This is a genomic window from Nonomuraea dietziae, assembly GCF_014195505.1.
GTDB classification, from domain to species: domain Bacteria; phylum Actinomycetota; class Actinomycetes; order Streptosporangiales; family Streptosporangiaceae; genus Nonomuraea; species Nonomuraea roseola.
In genome coordinates, this window is the sequence record NZ_JACIBV010000001.1 from 5,370,131 (window position 1) to 5,385,790 (window position 15,660).

General features: G+C 70.4%; 15 protein-coding genes. 7 read left to right on the forward strand and 8 right to left on the reverse strand.

Annotated features, from left to right (window positions below):
- Window positions 1–39: 39 nt before the first annotated feature.
- From FHR33_RS49210 to FHR33_RS25580, 4 genes are read left to right on the forward strand one after another with little or no spacing between them, the layout of a single operon-like run.
- Complete coding sequence (locus FHR33_RS49210) at window positions 40–999, forward strand: ABC transporter substrate-binding protein (protein ID WP_221241241.1); 960 nt, start codon at window positions 40–42, stop codon at window positions 997–999.
- On the forward strand, window positions 996–1,937 hold the full coding sequence (locus FHR33_RS25570) for a FecCD family ABC transporter permease (protein WP_221241242.1): 942 nt from the start codon (window positions 996–998) through the stop codon (window positions 1,935–1,937). The genes FHR33_RS49210 and FHR33_RS25570 overlap by 4 nt, the downstream gene beginning before the upstream one ends.
- Window positions 1,934–2,881: a FecCD family ABC transporter permease gene (locus FHR33_RS25575; RefSeq protein WP_183652571.1), complete on the forward strand. Its 948-nt coding sequence runs from the start codon at window positions 1,934–1,936 to the stop codon at window positions 2,879–2,881. Before FHR33_RS25570 ends, FHR33_RS25575 begins: the two co-directional genes overlap by 4 nt.
- The gene (locus tag FHR33_RS25580) at window positions 2,878–3,693 is read left to right on the forward strand and encodes an ABC transporter ATP-binding protein (RefSeq protein WP_183652573.1); all 816 of its coding nucleotides are present in this window, start codon (window positions 2,878–2,880) and stop codon (window positions 3,691–3,693) included. The genes FHR33_RS25575 and FHR33_RS25580 overlap by 4 nt, the downstream gene beginning before the upstream one ends.
- Here the strand turns inward: FHR33_RS25580 and FHR33_RS25585 are convergent.
- The 5 genes from FHR33_RS25585 to FHR33_RS25605 form a co-directional block, all read right to left on the reverse strand.
- A complete protein-coding gene (locus tag FHR33_RS25585; RefSeq protein WP_183652576.1) occupies window positions 3,660–4,325 on the reverse strand; it encodes an NUDIX hydrolase in 666 nt (221 codons plus the stop codon). The two genes, FHR33_RS25580 and FHR33_RS25585, sit on opposite strands and share 34 nt — an antisense overlap.
- A gap of 10 nt (window positions 4,326–4,335) precedes the next feature.
- A complete protein-coding gene (locus tag FHR33_RS25590) occupies window positions 4,336–6,102 on the reverse strand; it encodes a DUF4434 domain-containing protein (protein ID WP_183652580.1) in 1,767 nt (588 codons plus the stop codon).
- Between the two features lie 43 nt (window positions 6,103–6,145).
- Window positions 6,146–7,234, reverse strand: coding sequence for a glycosyltransferase (locus FHR33_RS25595; protein WP_183652582.1), 1,089 nt, complete (start codon window positions 7,232–7,234; stop codon window positions 6,146–6,148).
- Window positions 7,235–7,253: 19 nt separating this feature from the next.
- A complete protein-coding gene (locus tag FHR33_RS25600) occupies window positions 7,254–8,516 on the reverse strand; it encodes a nucleotide sugar dehydrogenase (RefSeq protein WP_183652592.1) in 1,263 nt (420 codons plus the stop codon).
- A 103-nt stretch (window positions 8,517–8,619) separates the two neighbouring features.
- Entirely contained in the window at window positions 8,620–10,269 is a 1,650-nt protein-coding gene (locus FHR33_RS25605; RefSeq protein WP_312895718.1) for a glycosyltransferase family 4 protein, read from the reverse strand.
- A gap of 56 nt (window positions 10,270–10,325) precedes the next feature.
- On the opposite strand from FHR33_RS25605, the gene wecB reads away from it, so the two are divergent.
- The gene (wecB, locus tag FHR33_RS25610; RefSeq protein ID WP_183652595.1) at window positions 10,326–11,444 is read left to right on the forward strand and encodes a non-hydrolyzing UDP-N-acetylglucosamine 2-epimerase; all 1,119 of its coding nucleotides are present in this window, start codon (window positions 10,326–10,328) and stop codon (window positions 11,442–11,444) included.
- Window positions 11,445–11,486: 42 nt separating this feature from the next.
- Window positions 11,487–13,517 carry a glycosyltransferase family protein gene (locus FHR33_RS25615; RefSeq protein ID WP_183652598.1) on the forward strand — a complete coding sequence of 677 codons (2,031 nt, stop codon included), beginning with the start codon at window positions 11,487–11,489 and terminating at the stop codon, window positions 13,515–13,517.
- Window positions 13,518–13,549: 32 nt separating this feature from the next.
- On the opposite strand, the gene FHR33_RS25620 is transcribed toward FHR33_RS25615, so the two are convergent.
- Together FHR33_RS25620 and FHR33_RS25625 are read right to left on the reverse strand one after the other, a co-directional pair.
- A complete protein-coding gene (locus FHR33_RS25620; RefSeq protein ID WP_183652601.1) occupies window positions 13,550–13,687 on the reverse strand; it encodes a hypothetical protein in 138 nt (45 codons plus the stop codon).
- A gap of 8 nt (window positions 13,688–13,695) precedes the next feature.
- Complete coding sequence (locus tag FHR33_RS25625; protein WP_183652604.1) at window positions 13,696–14,214, reverse strand: MFS transporter; 519 nt, start codon at window positions 14,212–14,214, stop codon at window positions 13,696–13,698.
- Here FHR33_RS25625 and FHR33_RS25630 point away from each other — a divergent pair.
- A complete protein-coding gene (locus FHR33_RS25630; protein ID WP_183652607.1) occupies window positions 14,213–14,956 on the forward strand; it encodes a TetR/AcrR family transcriptional regulator in 744 nt (247 codons plus the stop codon). The two genes, FHR33_RS25625 and FHR33_RS25630, sit on opposite strands and share 2 nt — an antisense overlap.
- A gap of 33 nt (window positions 14,957–14,989) precedes the next feature.
- Here the strand turns inward: FHR33_RS25630 and FHR33_RS25635 are convergent, their stop codons facing one another.
- Window positions 14,990–15,643, reverse strand: a complete 654-nt coding sequence (locus FHR33_RS25635; RefSeq protein WP_183652610.1) for a class I SAM-dependent DNA methyltransferase — start codon at window positions 15,641–15,643, stop codon at window positions 14,990–14,992.
- Window positions 15,644–15,660 lie beyond the last annotated feature (17 nt).

Genomic DNA, 15,660 nt, shown 5'->3' on the forward strand with positions numbered 1-15,660 from the left:
AAGTCATCGCAAATGGTAACCATTTTCAGTGGAGGTGCAATGCGCCGCTGTGCGCTCTTCCTCGTCGCGCTGGCTCTCGCGGCAGGCTGTGGACAGCAGCCGCCGCCCGCGCCACAGGCGGCCCCCGCCGCGTCGGCAGGCCCCGTCAGCCCCGCCCTGTCGATCACCGACCCGCACGGCAGGACGGTGAAGCTCGAGCGGAAGCCCGAGCGCGTCGTCTGCCTCACGGGCCTCTGCGACGACATGCTGGTGGAGCTGGGCCTCACCCCCACCGCCACGGCCACGCCCAAACTGCTGTCGCGGCCCGACTACCTGGGCGCGCAGGGCGCCAAGGTTCCCGTGATCCCCGGCGGCTTCGGCGGTGAGGACGTCGCTGAGATCGCCGAGGCGCGCCCCGATCTGGTGATCGGCCTGGCAGGAGTCCACGACCAGCTCAGGGCCGCGGTGGAGAAGTTCGCCCCGCTGTGGCTGGTGGAGGTCAAGAGCTACGAGGAGTCCATCGGCTACCTGCGCGCCATGGCCGCGCTCACCGGCAGGGGCGCCGAGCAGGCCTCCGCCGAACAGCGCTTCAGGGCCAAGGTCGAACAGGGCCGCGCCCGCGCCGAGGCCGCGGGGCTGAAGGACAAGCCCGCCCTGGCGATGTACGGCGGGACCTCCATCGGCGTCAACACCACCGACGACGTGCTCGGCGACTTCCTCTCCGGCTTCTTCTCCTACCCGTGGCCCAGCAAGGGCGGCGGGTTCGAGACCGCGCAGGCCTACAGCATCGAGGAGATCCTCGCCAAGGCGCCGCAGATCATCTTCATCCAGTCGTTCACCTTCGGCCCCGACGCCAGGACGGTGACCGACACCTACAGGAACAACCCGGTGTGGAAGCAGGTGCCCGCCGTTGCCTCGGGCAAGGTCTTCGAGGTCCAGCCCGAGCTGTGGGCCTCGGGCAGGGGTACGAGGGCGTTCGGCCTCATCCTCGAAGAGGCGCTGGCCAAGGCGGCGGGGTGACGCACGCCCGGTTGGCGGTCCCCTTCGCGCTCGTGGCGCTCGTGGCCGCCGGGCTCTGTCTCGGCACCCCGCTCGTCTCGCCCCTGCGGGGGCTCAGCGAGCTGGAACAGGTCGTGCTGTGGGAGCTGCGGGTGCCGAGGACGCTGGTCGCCCTGCTGGGCGGCGCCGCCATCGGGGTCGCGGGGCTGCTGCTGCAGGAGTCGCTGCGCAACCCGCTGGCCGTACCGGAGATGATCGGGGTCTCGACGGGCGCCTCTCTCGCGGTGGGTGTCTGCGTGGTGTGGGCGCTGCCCGTGCCGTTCACGCTGTACCCGGTGGTGGGTCTGGCCGGAGCGGCGCTCGGCGGGGTGGTCACACTCGCGGTGGCGAGAACCGGCAGGAGCGCGGGCGCGGTGCTGCTCATCGGCGCGGCGGTGTCGACCGCCATCCAGGCGCTGCTGCTCGCGGTGATGTCGACGGCCGACCGCCTGCAGTACGACATGCTCTTCCGCTACCTCGTCGGCAGCCTCACCGGTGTGATGTGGGAGCAGGCGGGACGGATCCTGCCGTGGTTCGCCGCGGCCGTCCCCCTCGTGCTGCTGTGCCTGCCCGCTCTCGGACTGCTGCGCCTCGGCGACGAGGCCGCCGCCGCGCTCGGCGCGAGGGCGAACCTGGCCAGGCTCGGCGTGCTGGCGGTGGCCGCGCTGCTGATCGGCAGCGTCACCGGCCCCTGCGGGCCGCTGGCCTGGGTCGGGTTCGTGGCGCCGCTGCTGGCCAGGCGGCTGCGTCCGCGCTCCGACGCGCGCGGCTGGCTGCTGTGGGCCGCGGCGCTCGGCGCGGTCGTCACGCTGGCCGCCGACCTGGCGGCCCGCCTGGCGTTCGCGCCGGTGGAGACGCCACTGGGCGCGTGGACGGCCGTGGCGGGCGTACTGCTGGTGGCGTGGAGGTGGCGCGCGTGAAGGCGACCCATCGGTGGGGCGCCGTGCGGGGCGCGGCCTGGATCGCACTGCTGCCCGTCGTCGCGGCGGCCCACGTGCTGGCTCCAGGACGCCCGCTCACCGGGGCGCTCAACCAGCGCATCCTGTGGGAGCTCGGAGTGCCGCGCCTGCTGACCGCCCTGCTGGCGGGGGCGGCGCTCGGCGTCGCCGGATACGTCCTGCAGGCCGTGCTCCGCAACCCCATGGCCGCGCCCGAGTTCACCGGCGTCAACCCCGGCGCGGTGCTCGGCGTCCTCGCCGCGCTGACCCTCGGGGTGGTGCCCGCCGACTCGGCCGTGGGCGCTCTCCTGGCCGCCGTGGTCGGCGGCGCGCTCGGCGGAGCCGCCTTCGCCTCGATGCGCGACACCGCCAACCTCGTCGTGTACGGTCTGCTCGGCTCGGCGCTGCTGGCCGGCTTCACCACCATGCTGCTGGCCTACCAGCCCGGCAGGTTCGGCAACGCGCTGCGCTGGCTGATCGGCTCGGTCGAGGGCCGCGTGTGGGAGCACCTCTCGGTCGCGTGGTGGTGGATCGCCGGCTGGATCGCGCTGGCGTGGCTCAGCTCGGCGGTGCTCGCCGTGCTGTCGCCCGGCGACGACCACGCCGCCTCGCTCGGCCTGCCACCCGTCGCGGGACGGGCCGTCGCCTTGACCGTGGCCATCGCGCTGACCGCCGGGGCGGCCTCGCTGGCGGGGGCGATCGCGTTCGTCGGGCTCGTGGTGCCGCATGCCGTACGGCGGCTGCGTGGCGGGGTCCTCACCGCCACCCTGCTCGGCGGCCTCACGCTGGCGGGCGCTGACGCGCTCGCCCAGTTCGCGGGGCGGGCGCTGGCCGGCACCCAGCGCCTCGGCCTGCCGACGGGCGTGGTCACCGCGCTGGCCGGCGCCGCCGTCCTCGTCTACATCGCGCGCAAGGAGCCCGCATGAGCATCGCCATCGACTCACTCCACTTCTCGTACGGCTCGCAGCCCGTCCTGAACGGCGTCTCACTGACCGTGGAACAGGGCGAGTTCGTCGCGCTCGTCGGCATGAACGGCTGCGGAAAGAGCACCCTGCTCAGGCTGGTGGCCGGGCTGCTCACCCCCTCGTCGGGCTCCATCATGCTCGACGGCGACCCGCTCAGGTCGCTGTCGCGCCGCCAGGTCGCCCGCAGGATGGCGGTCCTCCACCAGACCCTGCCGCCCGTGCCCGGTCTGACCGTCCGGCAGCTGGTCCGCCAGGGCGGCTACGCGCACCGTGGCCCGCTCGGCATGCTCTGGGAGGCCTCCACAAGCGAGACCGACGAGGCGCTCGCCCTGACCGGCGTCGCGCACCTGGCCGACCGCGTGCTCGACACGCTGTCGGGCGGGGAGCGCCAGCGGGTGAGGCTGGCGCTGGCCGTCGCCCAGAACACCCGCGTGCTGCTGCTCGACGAGCCCGCCGCGCACCTGGACGTGCGCCACCAGCTGGAGGTGCTCACGCTGGTGAGAGAGCTGAGGCAGGCCCGCGACCTCACCGTGGTGAGCGTGCTGCACGAGCTCGACCACGCCGCCCGCTTCGCCGAACGCGTCGTCGCGCTGCGCGAAGGCGTCGTGTGGGCCGACGGCGACCCGCGCGAGGTGATGACGCCCGCGCTGCTGGCCGAGGTCTTCGGCGTCGCGGGCAGGGTGGTCGTCGACGAACTGCACGGCACCCCACGCTGCCTGCCCGACCACGCCCTCAGCGATCACTCCTTGAGCGACCTCAGCATGGGGGGATGAAGGAGTTCGGCCGGGCCCCTGCGGTAGAGCTTGGCCGGGCGGCCGCCGTCGCGGGTGGTGGTCCCGCCGGTCTCGACGAGAAAACCCTCGGCCTTGGTGACCTTGCGGTGGAAGTTCCGCGGGTCGAGGGCGCGGCCCCAGACGATCTCGTAGACGCGGCGCAGGTCGGCGACCGTGAACTCGGGCGGGCAGAAGGCCGCCCCCAGCGGGGTGTACTCCAGCTTGGCCCGCGCCCGCTCCACCCCGTCCATCATGATGCGCCGATGGTCGAAGGCCATCACCGTCAGCTCGGCGACCGGCACCCACGCCATGTGCGCCTTCTCCGAGGCGGGCAGGTCGGGCGCGAGGCCGAGGTAGGCGACCGACAGGACCCTCTGGCGAGGGTCGCGGTCGGGGTAGCCGTAGGTCTGCAGCTGCTCCAGGTGGACGGGCGCGCCCGGCAGGCCCGCGCGTTCGGCGAGGATGCGGCGGGCGGCGTCAGGCAGGTCCTCGTCGAGCTGGATGAAGCCGCCCGACAGCGACCACCTGCGAAGGAACGGGGGGTTGTCGCGCCGCCACACCAGAGCCGAGAGCGCCTGGCAACGGACGGTGAGCACGACGAGGTCCACGCTGACCGGGACGCTGGGGACCATGTCAGGCACGTTACACGCTGACGCGAACGTGCAGCGGCTCCGTCGCCTCCTTGCCCGCCGGTGAGCGCACCCCCACCTTCACCCAGACCCCGTACGGCACCTGCGACCAGTCGAAGGGCACCCACGCCGTCACGATGCCCTCGGCCATCGCCTCGTTGGGGACGTCGGAGACCGTGATCGGCAGTTCCGACGAGCCGCCGGGCCAGTTCAGCGTGATCGTGCCGCTGTCGAGGTGGTAACCGCGAACCTCGATGCCGTCCTGGCCGGCCGAGCTGGTCCTGATCGCGTCCACCGCGATCGGCCTGTCGACGTCACCCGCGACCTCATCCTTCAACGCGGGCTCGCCGCAGGTGAAGAAGTCGCTCCACATGTAACTGACGACCTTCTGGACGTAGCGCCCGGTCATGGCGATCGCGGCGTCCAAGCGCGCTTTGTCCGTCTTGCCCCTGGAGCCCTGTGGCTGGCAGGGCTGGGTGGCCGAGGGCTCGAAGGACTCGACGTTGGCCCAGAGCTCGACCTCGTAGCCCTCGTCCACGAGCTGGTCGCGGACGACGCTCATCTCCCGGTAGTAGTCGCGGGTCGAGCCATGGTAGGCCGTGCCGTACGTGGTCACGCCGACGAGCGGCTGCAGCCGCTTGTCCACCTCGTCGTCGCGCTGGTCGGGCCAGAACAGGCCGACCTTGCCGGTGCCCCTGCTGTCCTGGGGCGCGATGATGCCGACCCCGGATTTCGCCAGCGCCCTGAAGCCCTCGGCGACCTGCTTGGGCGTCTGGCCGAAGGGCACCCGCTTACGGGCGTCCAGGTAGGGGCTGACCAGGATGGGCTTGCCCGGCAGCTCCTGCTCCACGATGTCGTGCTGCTCGGCGTAGACCTGCAGGGTCGGGTTGTTGACCAGCGTGGCGCCCATCTGCAGCTCGAACGGCTGGTAGAAGCCGCCGAGCGAGGCCCTGTCCTTGAAGCGCGCGCCGTAGTCCTGCATGAGCCTGCGGGTCAGCGTGGTCAGCGTGCCGAGGTGCTCGGGGTTGGCCCTCGTGCTCGCCTTCGGGTCACGAGGGGCCACCGGCAGCGAGGGGAAGACCTGCACACCGAACGTGTCGCCCAGCTCCAGCAGCTTCTCGAGGCTGTCCTCGGCGGCCGCGGCGATGAGGATCAGGTCGTAGGTGCCGGCCTTGCCGGAGAAGTCACAGGTGGAGTCGTCGGAACCGTCGGGCGCGGTGATCAGCCGGTAGTAGACGCGCTTGCCCGCCTCGATGGTGCGTTCCATCCCCGGACAGCGGAAGAGGCCGGGGCCGAAGTGCTCGTCGGTCCTGTAGACGTAGGTGCGGCCGATCCTGTTGCCGGGGTTGGCCGCCTTCAAGTCCTGCTCGGCCTGGTTCCAGCAGTCCTCGCAGTCGGTGTAGCGGGGATCGACCTCACCATCCTTGGTCAGGATCCGGCCGTCGGTGACCGTGCGGTACTGCAGGCCGTAGCCGATCCTGATGACGGTGTCGCCACCGGCCTGGTGGATCTCCTCCAGCTGGTGGCGCCACGTGCACGGGTTGCTCGACGGCGTGATCCAGTAGCCGGTGATCGCGTACTTCTTGACGCCCTGCAGCTCGAAGGTGCCGCAGTCGTCGGTGTACTCCTTGGTCGTCGGCTGGGGCAGGCTCTTGGCCTGCGAGGCCGACGGCGTGGACGGCGTGTCGACCGCGGTCGGCCTGTTGTCGGGCAGGACCACGACCACGGCCGCGATGGCGGCCAGGATCGCCGCCCCCAGGAGCACGGTGAGCCAGCGCACGTTCAGGAACCTACCGCCCTAGTGATCTGCCGCGGATAAACCACTACTTCTTGACGCCCGCCCAGGACTCCAACTGCGAGACGAACCTCCGGGCCGAGTTCGGCCAGTGGTGGTTGGCGCGGGCCGCCGCGTAGCCGCGGGCGCCCATCGCGTGCCGCTCCCTCTGCTCGTCGCGCAGCGACAGGACGGCCTGCGCCACGGCCTTGGGGTCCTCCCAGGCCACGACGATGCCGCTCTCGTACCGCTCGACCAGCTCGACCGCGCGAGGCGAGGGAGTGGTGATCACCGGAATGCCGTGCGCCATGTACTCCACGATCTTCGTGGGCATGGAGTGCCGGTAGTTGGGCTCGTCGTGCAGCAGCGACAGCCCCGCAAGAGCGCCGTCGAGCCGCTTCAGCGCCTCGTCGTTCGGCATGAAGTCGCGCCACTCGAGCACGCCCTCGGCCACCGCCTGGTTGAGCGCGGGCCGCGACTGCGGGTCGGCGTAGCCGATCAGCTCCACCGCCACCCTGTACGGCTGCAGCAGCCTGCCGACCTCGATCGCCTCCTGGACGCCGCGCGCCCGGGAGAGCCAGCCGAGGTAGACCACCCTGTCGTCGCCGGGCGGCGTGACCGAGTCGGGCACCCACGTCTCGTTCGGCACGATGAGGTGGGCGTGCTTGAACCTGCCCGCGTAGGCGGTCTCGGCCAGCAGCAGGTGCAGGTGGCGCTCGGCCGTGCCCTCCAGCATGCGGGCCAGGAAGCGCACGGGCGGACGCAGCAGCGAAGGCAGCCACGGCTTGAGCGAGAGCGTCGCAGGGGTGTCCTCGTGCACGTCCCAGACCACCGGCGGCCTGCGGCGTACGCCCCAGATCGCGAACAGCAGCTCGGGGTCGTGGATGAGCACCAGGTCGACCTTGTCGCGCATGCGCTTGAAGACCTTGCGGGCCGCCCACACGGCCCTCATCCTCTTGCGCTGCGCCGCCCTCGGCAGGTCGACGCCGTTGACCCACGGCCTTGCGACCACGCCGTGGGCGGAGAAGGACGCCGCGTACGTGACCTCATGACCGGCATCCACGAGGGCGCGGATCTGCCGGTGCAGGATCCGGGCGTCCTCGGGGTTATGCACCACCGTCATGACGAGCACGTGCACTGCGCGCAGCCCCCTGTCGCTACAGCCGCTCGACGCGTTCACCCTCGGCGAGCACGCCTCGGGTGTCCAGCACGAGCCTGGCCTTGTCCTCGACCAGGTCGAGGTCGAACGCCGCGTGCTGCTGCAGCAGCAGCGTCACGTCCGCGTTCGACACGGCCTCGGCGAGATCCTCCTCACGCGGCACCGAAGTGCCGTCCACCGACCACTGCTTGACGTGCGGGTCCACGAACGAGAGCTCCGCGCCCAGCTCCAGCAGCGCACGGGCCACGGGCAGGGCGGGGGTCTCGCGCTCGTCGGCGATGTCGGGCTTGTAGGTGACGCCGAGCAGCACCACCTTCGAGCCGTTCACGGCCTTCCTGTGCCGGTTGAGCAGGCGCTGCACGCGGTTGACCACGTACGACGGCATCCGCTCGTTGATCTCCTGCGCCAGCTCGACGAATCTGAACGGGTAGCCGAGCTTGCGAACGGTGTAGGACAGGTAGCCGGGGTCGACGGGGATGCAGTGCCCGCCGACGCCAGGGCCGGGAAGGAACTTCTGGAAGCCGAACGGCTTGGTCGCCGCGGCCTCGATGGCCTCCCAGAGGTCCACGCCGAGCTCGTCGCAGAAGATCGCCATCTCGTTGACGAGGGCGATGTTGACGTGCCGGTAGGTGTTCTCGAGCAGCTTGGCCATCTCGGCCTCGCGGGTGCCGCTGACGGGCACGACCTGCTCGATGAACTGGCCGTAGAAGGCGGTGGCCCTGTCGCGGCAGGCGGTGGTGAAGCCGCCGACGACCTTGGGGGTGTTGCGCAGGCCGTACTTGGGGTTACCTGGGTCGATGCGCTCGGGCGAGAAGGCGAGCTGGAAATCGACCCCGGCCGTGAGACCCGAGCCCTCCAGCAGCGGCCTGGCCACTTCGTCGGTGGTGCCCGGGTACGTGGTCGACTCCAGGACGACGAGCGTGCCCTTTGTCAGGTTGCGCGCGACGGCCTTGGTGGCGCCCTCGACCGCGGACAGGTCGGGACGGTGGTCCTCGTCCAGCGGGGTCGGCACGCAGATGACGATCGTGTCGCAGGTGGCCAGCACCGACTCCTCGAGCGTCGCGCTGAAGCCGTTGGCCAGCATGTGCTCGAGGTCGGCGTCGGTCAGGTCGTCGATGTAGGACTGACCGGCGTTGAGCGCGTCGACCTTGCGGGGGTCGACGTCGACGCCGACGACCCGCAGACCAGCCGCCACGGCCTCCTTGGCCAGCGGCATGCCGACGTAACCCAGGCCGATTACCGCCAGGTCGAAATCCGTCACGACATCGCCTTAGAACACTTCATGGTCGCAAAGGTTATCTCAAGTCCACCTAGCTCACGCCTAATGCGACTGAACCCGTCAGAACAGACAGCTATCTCGTAGGTCATCGGTCGGCAATGGACTGGTAAAGGCCACGGTAGGTCTCCGCCACGCGACTCCACGTGCGCTTGGCCGCCACTTCAGCCCGTCCTGCCTCACCCATCTCAACGCGCCTGGCGGGGTCGTCCCGCAGGTCGGCCAGCGCCTTGGCGAGCGCCTCGGGATCGCCGGGCGGGACGAGCAGACCCGCGCCGTCGGAGCCGACGAGCTCGGAGAGAGCGGGCAGATCGCTGAGCACGACGGGCTTTCCGAGAGCCATGGCCTCGACGGGTTTCAATGGCGTAACGAGTCGGCAAACGCGCAGATCCTCACGCGGGCAGGCGAAGATGTCGATAGCCGACTGTGCCTGCAGGGCCTCCTCGGGGCCGACCCTGCCCGGCAGGATCGCCGACTTCAGCCCGAGCTCCTCGACCAGCGCGAGGAGGTTCTCCCTCTCGGTGCCGTCGCCGACGATGAGGACCCTGACCCCACGGGTCAGCGCGGCGGCCCTGAGCAGGGTCGCGAAGCCCTCGTAGGCCACGATGCTGGACACCGAGCCCACGACGATCTCGCCGGGCTCGATGCCGTAGGCGCGCCTGAACGCCTCGCCGTCGTAGTCGGCCGTCAGCAGCGAGTCGTCCACCGCGTTGGGCGCCAGGGTGATCTTCTCGCGCGGCACCCCGCGCTCGACGATCTCCTGGGCCATGGTCTCGGCCAGCGTGACGACCGCGTCCGCCTCGCGCATGAGGAAGGCCTCGCGCTCGCGCTGGAGCACGTGGCGCTCGCTGCCGATGCGGATCGGGTCGCGCGAGGCCCAGGTCTCCTCCAGGAAGCCGCGCACCTCGTAGACGAACGGCGTGCCGGTGCGCTCGCGCACGGCGTGGGAGATGGAGCCGTTGCGGTGGTCGGTGGCCGCGTGCAGCACCTGCGGCTTCAGCGTGGCGACCAGCTCGGTGACGCGCTCGGCGCCCAGGATGATCCGTCCACGCGTCTCGAACGGCATCTCCTGCTGTCCGTCGGGCAGCAGCCGGTGGTAGGGAATGCCCTCGAGCTCCTCGAAGGGCCCGGCGTCCACGTGACCCTGCAGCATCGGCCAGCCCCAGCTGGTCACGACGTGTGGGTCGAGCCCCTTCGCCTTCTGCGCGGTCACGATCCTGTGCGTGCGCACCGTGTAACCCGCCTGCGTGTACGGCAGGGCGTTGGTCACCACGTGCAGCACGCGGCCGGCCACCCGCTCGCCGATCGCCACCTTGGGGCCCGGCGGGATCGGCTCAGGGCTGATCGCGGCCAGCTCGCCTCGGTAGTAGGCGGCCCTGCGCTTCACGAACGGGTATTTGGTGTGCGGCTCCAGTGCCTCGGCCGCCTCGCTCACCCTGCCCGCGTTCCAGTACGCCTTCGCATCGTTCCACGGGGCCTTGACCACCCGCATGCTGACCTTGCGCACGGCGCGGCGCACCTTGCGGGCGGCCGGCCAGGCGACCCTGCCCACGACGGGACGCAGCCTCGGCGGAAGAGCGTCCGCCGCTGCCTGCGCGACCCTGACGGGGTCGGATTTCACCTTCGCCGCGACGACGCGGGAAACGATGATGGGGTGCTGGATGAAGCCCTTGAGAAGTCCACCGACTCCGGCCCTTGCCGACTTGGCGGAAACCTTTGGTCTGGCGTCGGATACCACGCGGTGACCGTACCATAGGCAACGTTTTTCCCCTTCCGCTATGAAAGGCGAGGTAGATGAGGGAGAACCCCCTGGTCCTCCATGTCCTCGGCGCCCGTCCCAACTTCGTGAAGGCCGCCCCCGTGGTGCGCGGCCTCGACGAACTGGGCGTGCGGCAGGGCATCATCCACACCGGCCAGCACTACGACGCGCTGATGTCCGACGTCTTCTTCGCCGACCTCGGACTGCCCGAGCCGGTGGCCAACCTCGGAGTCGGATCGGGGACGCACGCCAAGCAGACCGCGGCCCTGCTCGTGGGGCTCGAGGAGGTCGTCGAGGCGCAGGAGCCCGACCTCGTGGTCGTCTACGGCGACGTCAACTCCACGCTGGCGGCCATCCTCGTCTGCGCCAAGCTCGGCATCCCGACCGCCCACGTCGAGGCCGGCCTGCGCTCCTTCGACCGCGGCATGCCGGAGGAGATCAACAGGATCGTCACCGACTCGCTGTCGGACCTGCTCTTCGCCACCTCGCCGGAGGCGCTGTCCTACCTGGCGACCGAGGGCGTGCCCGCCGCCAAGATGCACCTCGTCGGCAACCCGATGATCGACAGCCTCTTCGCCGCGCTGCCCTCGCTCGACTCCTCCAGGCTCGAGGGCATACCCGCTCGCTATGGCGTGGCCACGCTGCACCGCCCCGCGAACGTCGACACGCCCGAGGCCGCCGCCGAGCTGGTCTCCGCGGTCCTCGAGGTCTCCCGTCAGATCCCGCTGGTGGTACCGATCCACCCCCGTGGGCGCGCCCGCCTGGCCGCGGCCGGCCTCGTGGACGGGCCGGGCGTCAAGGTCGTCGACCCGCTCGGCTACGTCGACTTCCTCTCCCTGGTGAAGGGCGCCGCGCTGGTCGTCACCGACTCGGGCGGCGTGCAGGAGGAGACCACCATGCTCGGCGTGCCGTGCCTCACGGTCAGGCCGAACACCGAGCGGCCCATCACGGTCACCCACGGCACCAACCGGCTCGTGACACCGGCCGCGCTTCCCGCCGCCGCCTCCAAGGCGCTGGCCGACGGGGCCTCGACCCCGGCGGGAGAGCTGCCCGTCCTGTGGGACGGCGCCTCGGGCCCCAGGATCGCGCGGGTGATCGCCGCGTGGTTGAAGGGCGAGAATCTGTCGCCTGCCTCACGAAACGGACGGCTGTAGCCGTACCATGACAGACCTCCTTTGACACGTTAGGGCGAGCGGATGTCTTCAGAAGAGCCGACCTTTCAGCGACTCGGGCCGATCAACTGGCTACCTGAGGATCGCAAGCTCGTCGAACGGTACGAATCGGAGATCAAGGAGCTGCGGCGGCGCCTGGAGATAGCCGAGGCGAAGGCCGAGTACGCCGCATGGAAGCTCCAGGCCACCCAGGCGAAGCGCTCGTTCAAACTGGGCGAGGCGCTGACCTCGAAGAAACCTGGCCGTGTGGTCGCCGCCGTGCGCTCACACGAGAAGGCGCCCAAGCCGCCGCAGCCGGTCTCGGAGGTGACCGAGCTCGCGGGCAAGCGGCCGCCGCTGGTCGAGGTGCCCGCGGTGAAGTGGCCGACGGGCCCGATCAACAGGCCCGACCTGAAGGTCGCGGTCATCCTGGACGACTTCTCCAGGATGGCCTTCCGCTACGAGTGGGACCAGATCGAGTTCGGGCTGCGCGACTGGCCGCAGATCTTCGCCGACAAGCGCCCCGACCTGCTGTTCTGCGAGTCGGCCTGGCACGGCAACCAGGGGCGCTGGCGCTACCAGATGACAGGTAGCAACGCGCCGAAGCAGGAGCTGCGCGACCTCGTCGAGTGGTGCCGCGCCGAGGGCATCCCCACGGTCTTCTGGAACAAGGAGGACCCGCCCAACTTCGACTTCTTCATCGACACCGCCAAGCTGTTCGACTTCGTCTTCACGTGCGACGGCGACATGGTGCCGAAATATCGTGAAGTTCTGGGACATGACCGGGTCGACGTGCTGCAGTTCGCCGCCCAGCCGCGCGTCCACAACCCCATCCAGCAGAAGCAGGGCCGCCTGCACGACGTCGTCTTCGCGGGCATGTACTTCCGCGACAAGCACCCCGAGCGGCGCGAGCAGATGGAGACCGTGATCGACCCGATCAGGGAGCTCGGCCTGCACATCTTCGCCCGCAACGGCTCCGTCGACGACAAGTACGCCTGGCCCGAGAAGTACGAGCCGCACATCGTCGGCGAGCTGCCCTACGACCAGATGCTCGCCGCGTACCGGATGTACAAGGTCTTCCTGAACGTCAACTCGGTGCTCGACTCGCCCACCATGTGCGCCCGCCGCGTCTTCGAGCTGTCGGCCTGCGCCACGCCGGTCGTCTCCGGCTGGTCACGCGCCATCGAGGAGACCTTCGGGCCGCTGGTTCCCATCGCCCGCGAGCCCCTCGAGTCCTACAACCAGGTGCTCCACCTGCTCAACAGCCCCGAGCTGCGCGCCCGCATGGGCCACCTCGCCATGCGCGAAGTCTTCGACAAGCACCTGTTCTCCCACCGCGTGGACCAGATCCTCGGTCTGCTCGGCCGTCCCGTCTCGCAGCGGACCCGTTCGATCTCGGTGGTTTTGCCCACCAACCGCGCCGCGCAGCTGGAGCACGCGATCTCCTCGGTCGCCAAGCAGATCCACAAACCGCTCCAGCTCGTCATGGTCCTGCACGGCCTCGACATCGACCCCGTGGTCGTCGCCGACAAGGCGCGCATGGCGGGCATCTCCGACGTCGTGGTCCTGCCCGCCGCCGCCGAGCTCTCGCTCGGCGCCTGCATGAACCTGGGCATCGCGGCCGCCGACGGCGAGCTCATCGCCAAGATGGACGACGACAACCTGTACGGCGAGCACTACCTGTCGGACCTGGCTCGCGCCTTCGACTACTCCGACGCCGAGCTCGTCGGCAAGGGCGCCCACTACACCTACTTCGAGGGCACCAACACCACGATGCTCCGCCTGCCCGGCCTGGAGCACCGCTACACGTGGCTGGTCCAGGGCGGCACGTTCCTCGGCAAGGCCGAGATGTTCACGTCGTACGGCTTCGCCGACATCACGCGCGGCGAGGACACCCACCTCGTCCGCCGCCTGAAGGAGGACAAGGTCAAGATCTACTCGACGGACCGGTTCAACTTCGTCTACTGGCGCAGCGCCGACTCGGCGATGCACACCTGGCAGGCCGACGACATCAAGCTGAACCGCGTCGCCCAGTTCTCCTTCGTCGGCCACCCGGCCGCCCACGTCATGCTCTGACGGCACGAGAGCCCTTCACCCGCAGCGGGCGGTCAGGCGAAGGACTCGCCGATGAGGTCCAGGTCGAGGGGGACGGGGGTGAGGCGGTAACCCTCGGGAGGTTCGACACCCAGGAGGTGGCGGACCAGACCGTGACGTCGAGCCGGGTGGTGTGGCTCATGAGGGGTCACGCCTTTCTTCAGTGGTGGACGAGCGCGTCGGCGATCGAGCGACGGGCCTGGTCGGAGGCCGATTCGGGCATGCCGTCCGGGTAACCGGCGGCCAGGACGCTGCCGAGGACGGCCACCCCGAGCGCGGCTCCCGCCTGCTGGATGGTGTCGTTGAGCGCGGATCCGACACCCGCCTGCTCGGCCGGCACCTCGCCCATCAGCGCCCCGGTCGCCGCGGGCATCGCCAGGCCGCTGCCCGCGCCGATGAGGACGAGCGCGGTGGCCGGCACCACGAAGCCGTCGGCGGGCGAGACGATCGCCAGCACACCGAATCCCGCGGCCATCACGACCAGCCCTGCGGCCGTCATGGGGCGGTTGCCGATCTTCTGTCCCAGGGTGGCGCCGAGGGCGTTGAACGCGAGCACGGCCACCGCCATCGAGATGAAGGCCAGGCTCTCGGTGCGCACACTGTACGCATCGTGGAATGATGTACGCAAGCGGCGCACGACGTGCACTATCGTGGAGGGGACAGAAGAGGAGACCCTCATGCCAGCCAAGAAGCAGCCGATCCCCTCGGTGTGGACGCGACCGCGCCCGCAGAAGCAACAACCCGCCCTGAGCAGGGCGCAGATCGTGTCGGAGGCCGTCAAGCTGCTCGACGCCGAGGGCATCGAGGCTCTGAGCATGCGGCGTCTGGGCACCCAGCTGGGGGCCGCGGCCACCTCGCTCTACCGGCACGTGGCCAACAAGGACGAGCTGCTCGAACTCGTCGTGGACGAGATCTACGGCGAGGTGGCGGTGCCCGAGGCCGAGGACCCCGCGCGGTGGCGGGCTTCCATCAGCGCCTGTGCCCACAGCCTGCGGACGACAGGCCTGCGTCACCCGTGGCTGACGGCCCTGCTCGGCCACGCGGGCCTCGTCTATCTGGGGCCGAACATGATGCGGGTCTCGGATCGGGTGCTGGCCATCCTGAGGAGCGCGGGCTTCCCTCCCGGCGAGGCCGACCAGGCCATCAGCAGCGTCATCGCCTACGTCATCGGCATGACCGGCAGCGAGGCGGCCTTCCTGTCCCTGCTCGCCCGCACCGGCTACACCGAGCAGGAGTGGATCGAGCAGCTGTGGCCCGCGGCCGAGCAGGCGGCGCAGGAGCACGACCGGCTGCGAGAGGAGTTCGCCGTGCAGCGCGGCCAGGATCCGGTGCGGGCCCGCGAGGAGAACTTCGTCTACGGCCTCGACCGGATCCTCGACGGCCTGCAGCTCCGGCTCGACCAGCTGAGCGGGTCCCGCTAGGGAGGAGCCCGCCGCCGAGCGAGATCGCCGGGCTCAGCCGGGCTTGCGGACCAGCAGGTAGCCCTGGGGCGTCTTCTCGACGGTCCCCACTTCGGGTTCACGCACCAGCCTGGCCCGCACCTCCAGGCCGGCCTTGGCGAGCAGCTCGGCCACCCGGTCGGGCTGCCGCCTGTGGAAGACGAGCGACATCGGACGGCCGAACCCCTCCGTCCTGCGCCCTGACTCGTCGCCGACCTGGAAGACGAGCAGCAGGTGGCCGCCTGGCGCCAGCACCCTGTGGAACTCGGCGAACACCTCGGGCAGCCGCTCGTCGGGGATGTGGATGATGGAGTACATGGCCACGACGCCGCCGAGGGAGCCGTCGTCCAGGTCGAGGGCGAGCATCGAACCCTCCTCGAACCGCAGCCCCGGATGGGCGGCCCTGGCCACCGCGACCATCTCGGGCGACAGGTCGACACCGAACGCGGTCAGGCCCAGGCCGTCCAGGTGTGCCGTCACGCGGCCAGGGCCCGACCCGACATCGGCGACGGGCCCTCCTCCTGCCGCCTTCACGAGCTCGGCGAAGGCGGCGAGCATGGCCCTGTCGAGCGGCTTGCTCGCCAGCTCGTCGTGGAAGAGCGCGGCATAGTCAGCCGCCACGGCGTCGTAGGACGCGCGCGTGTCGCGCAGGAAGTCCGGTTCGGTCACGGCGGAACACCCTAGCC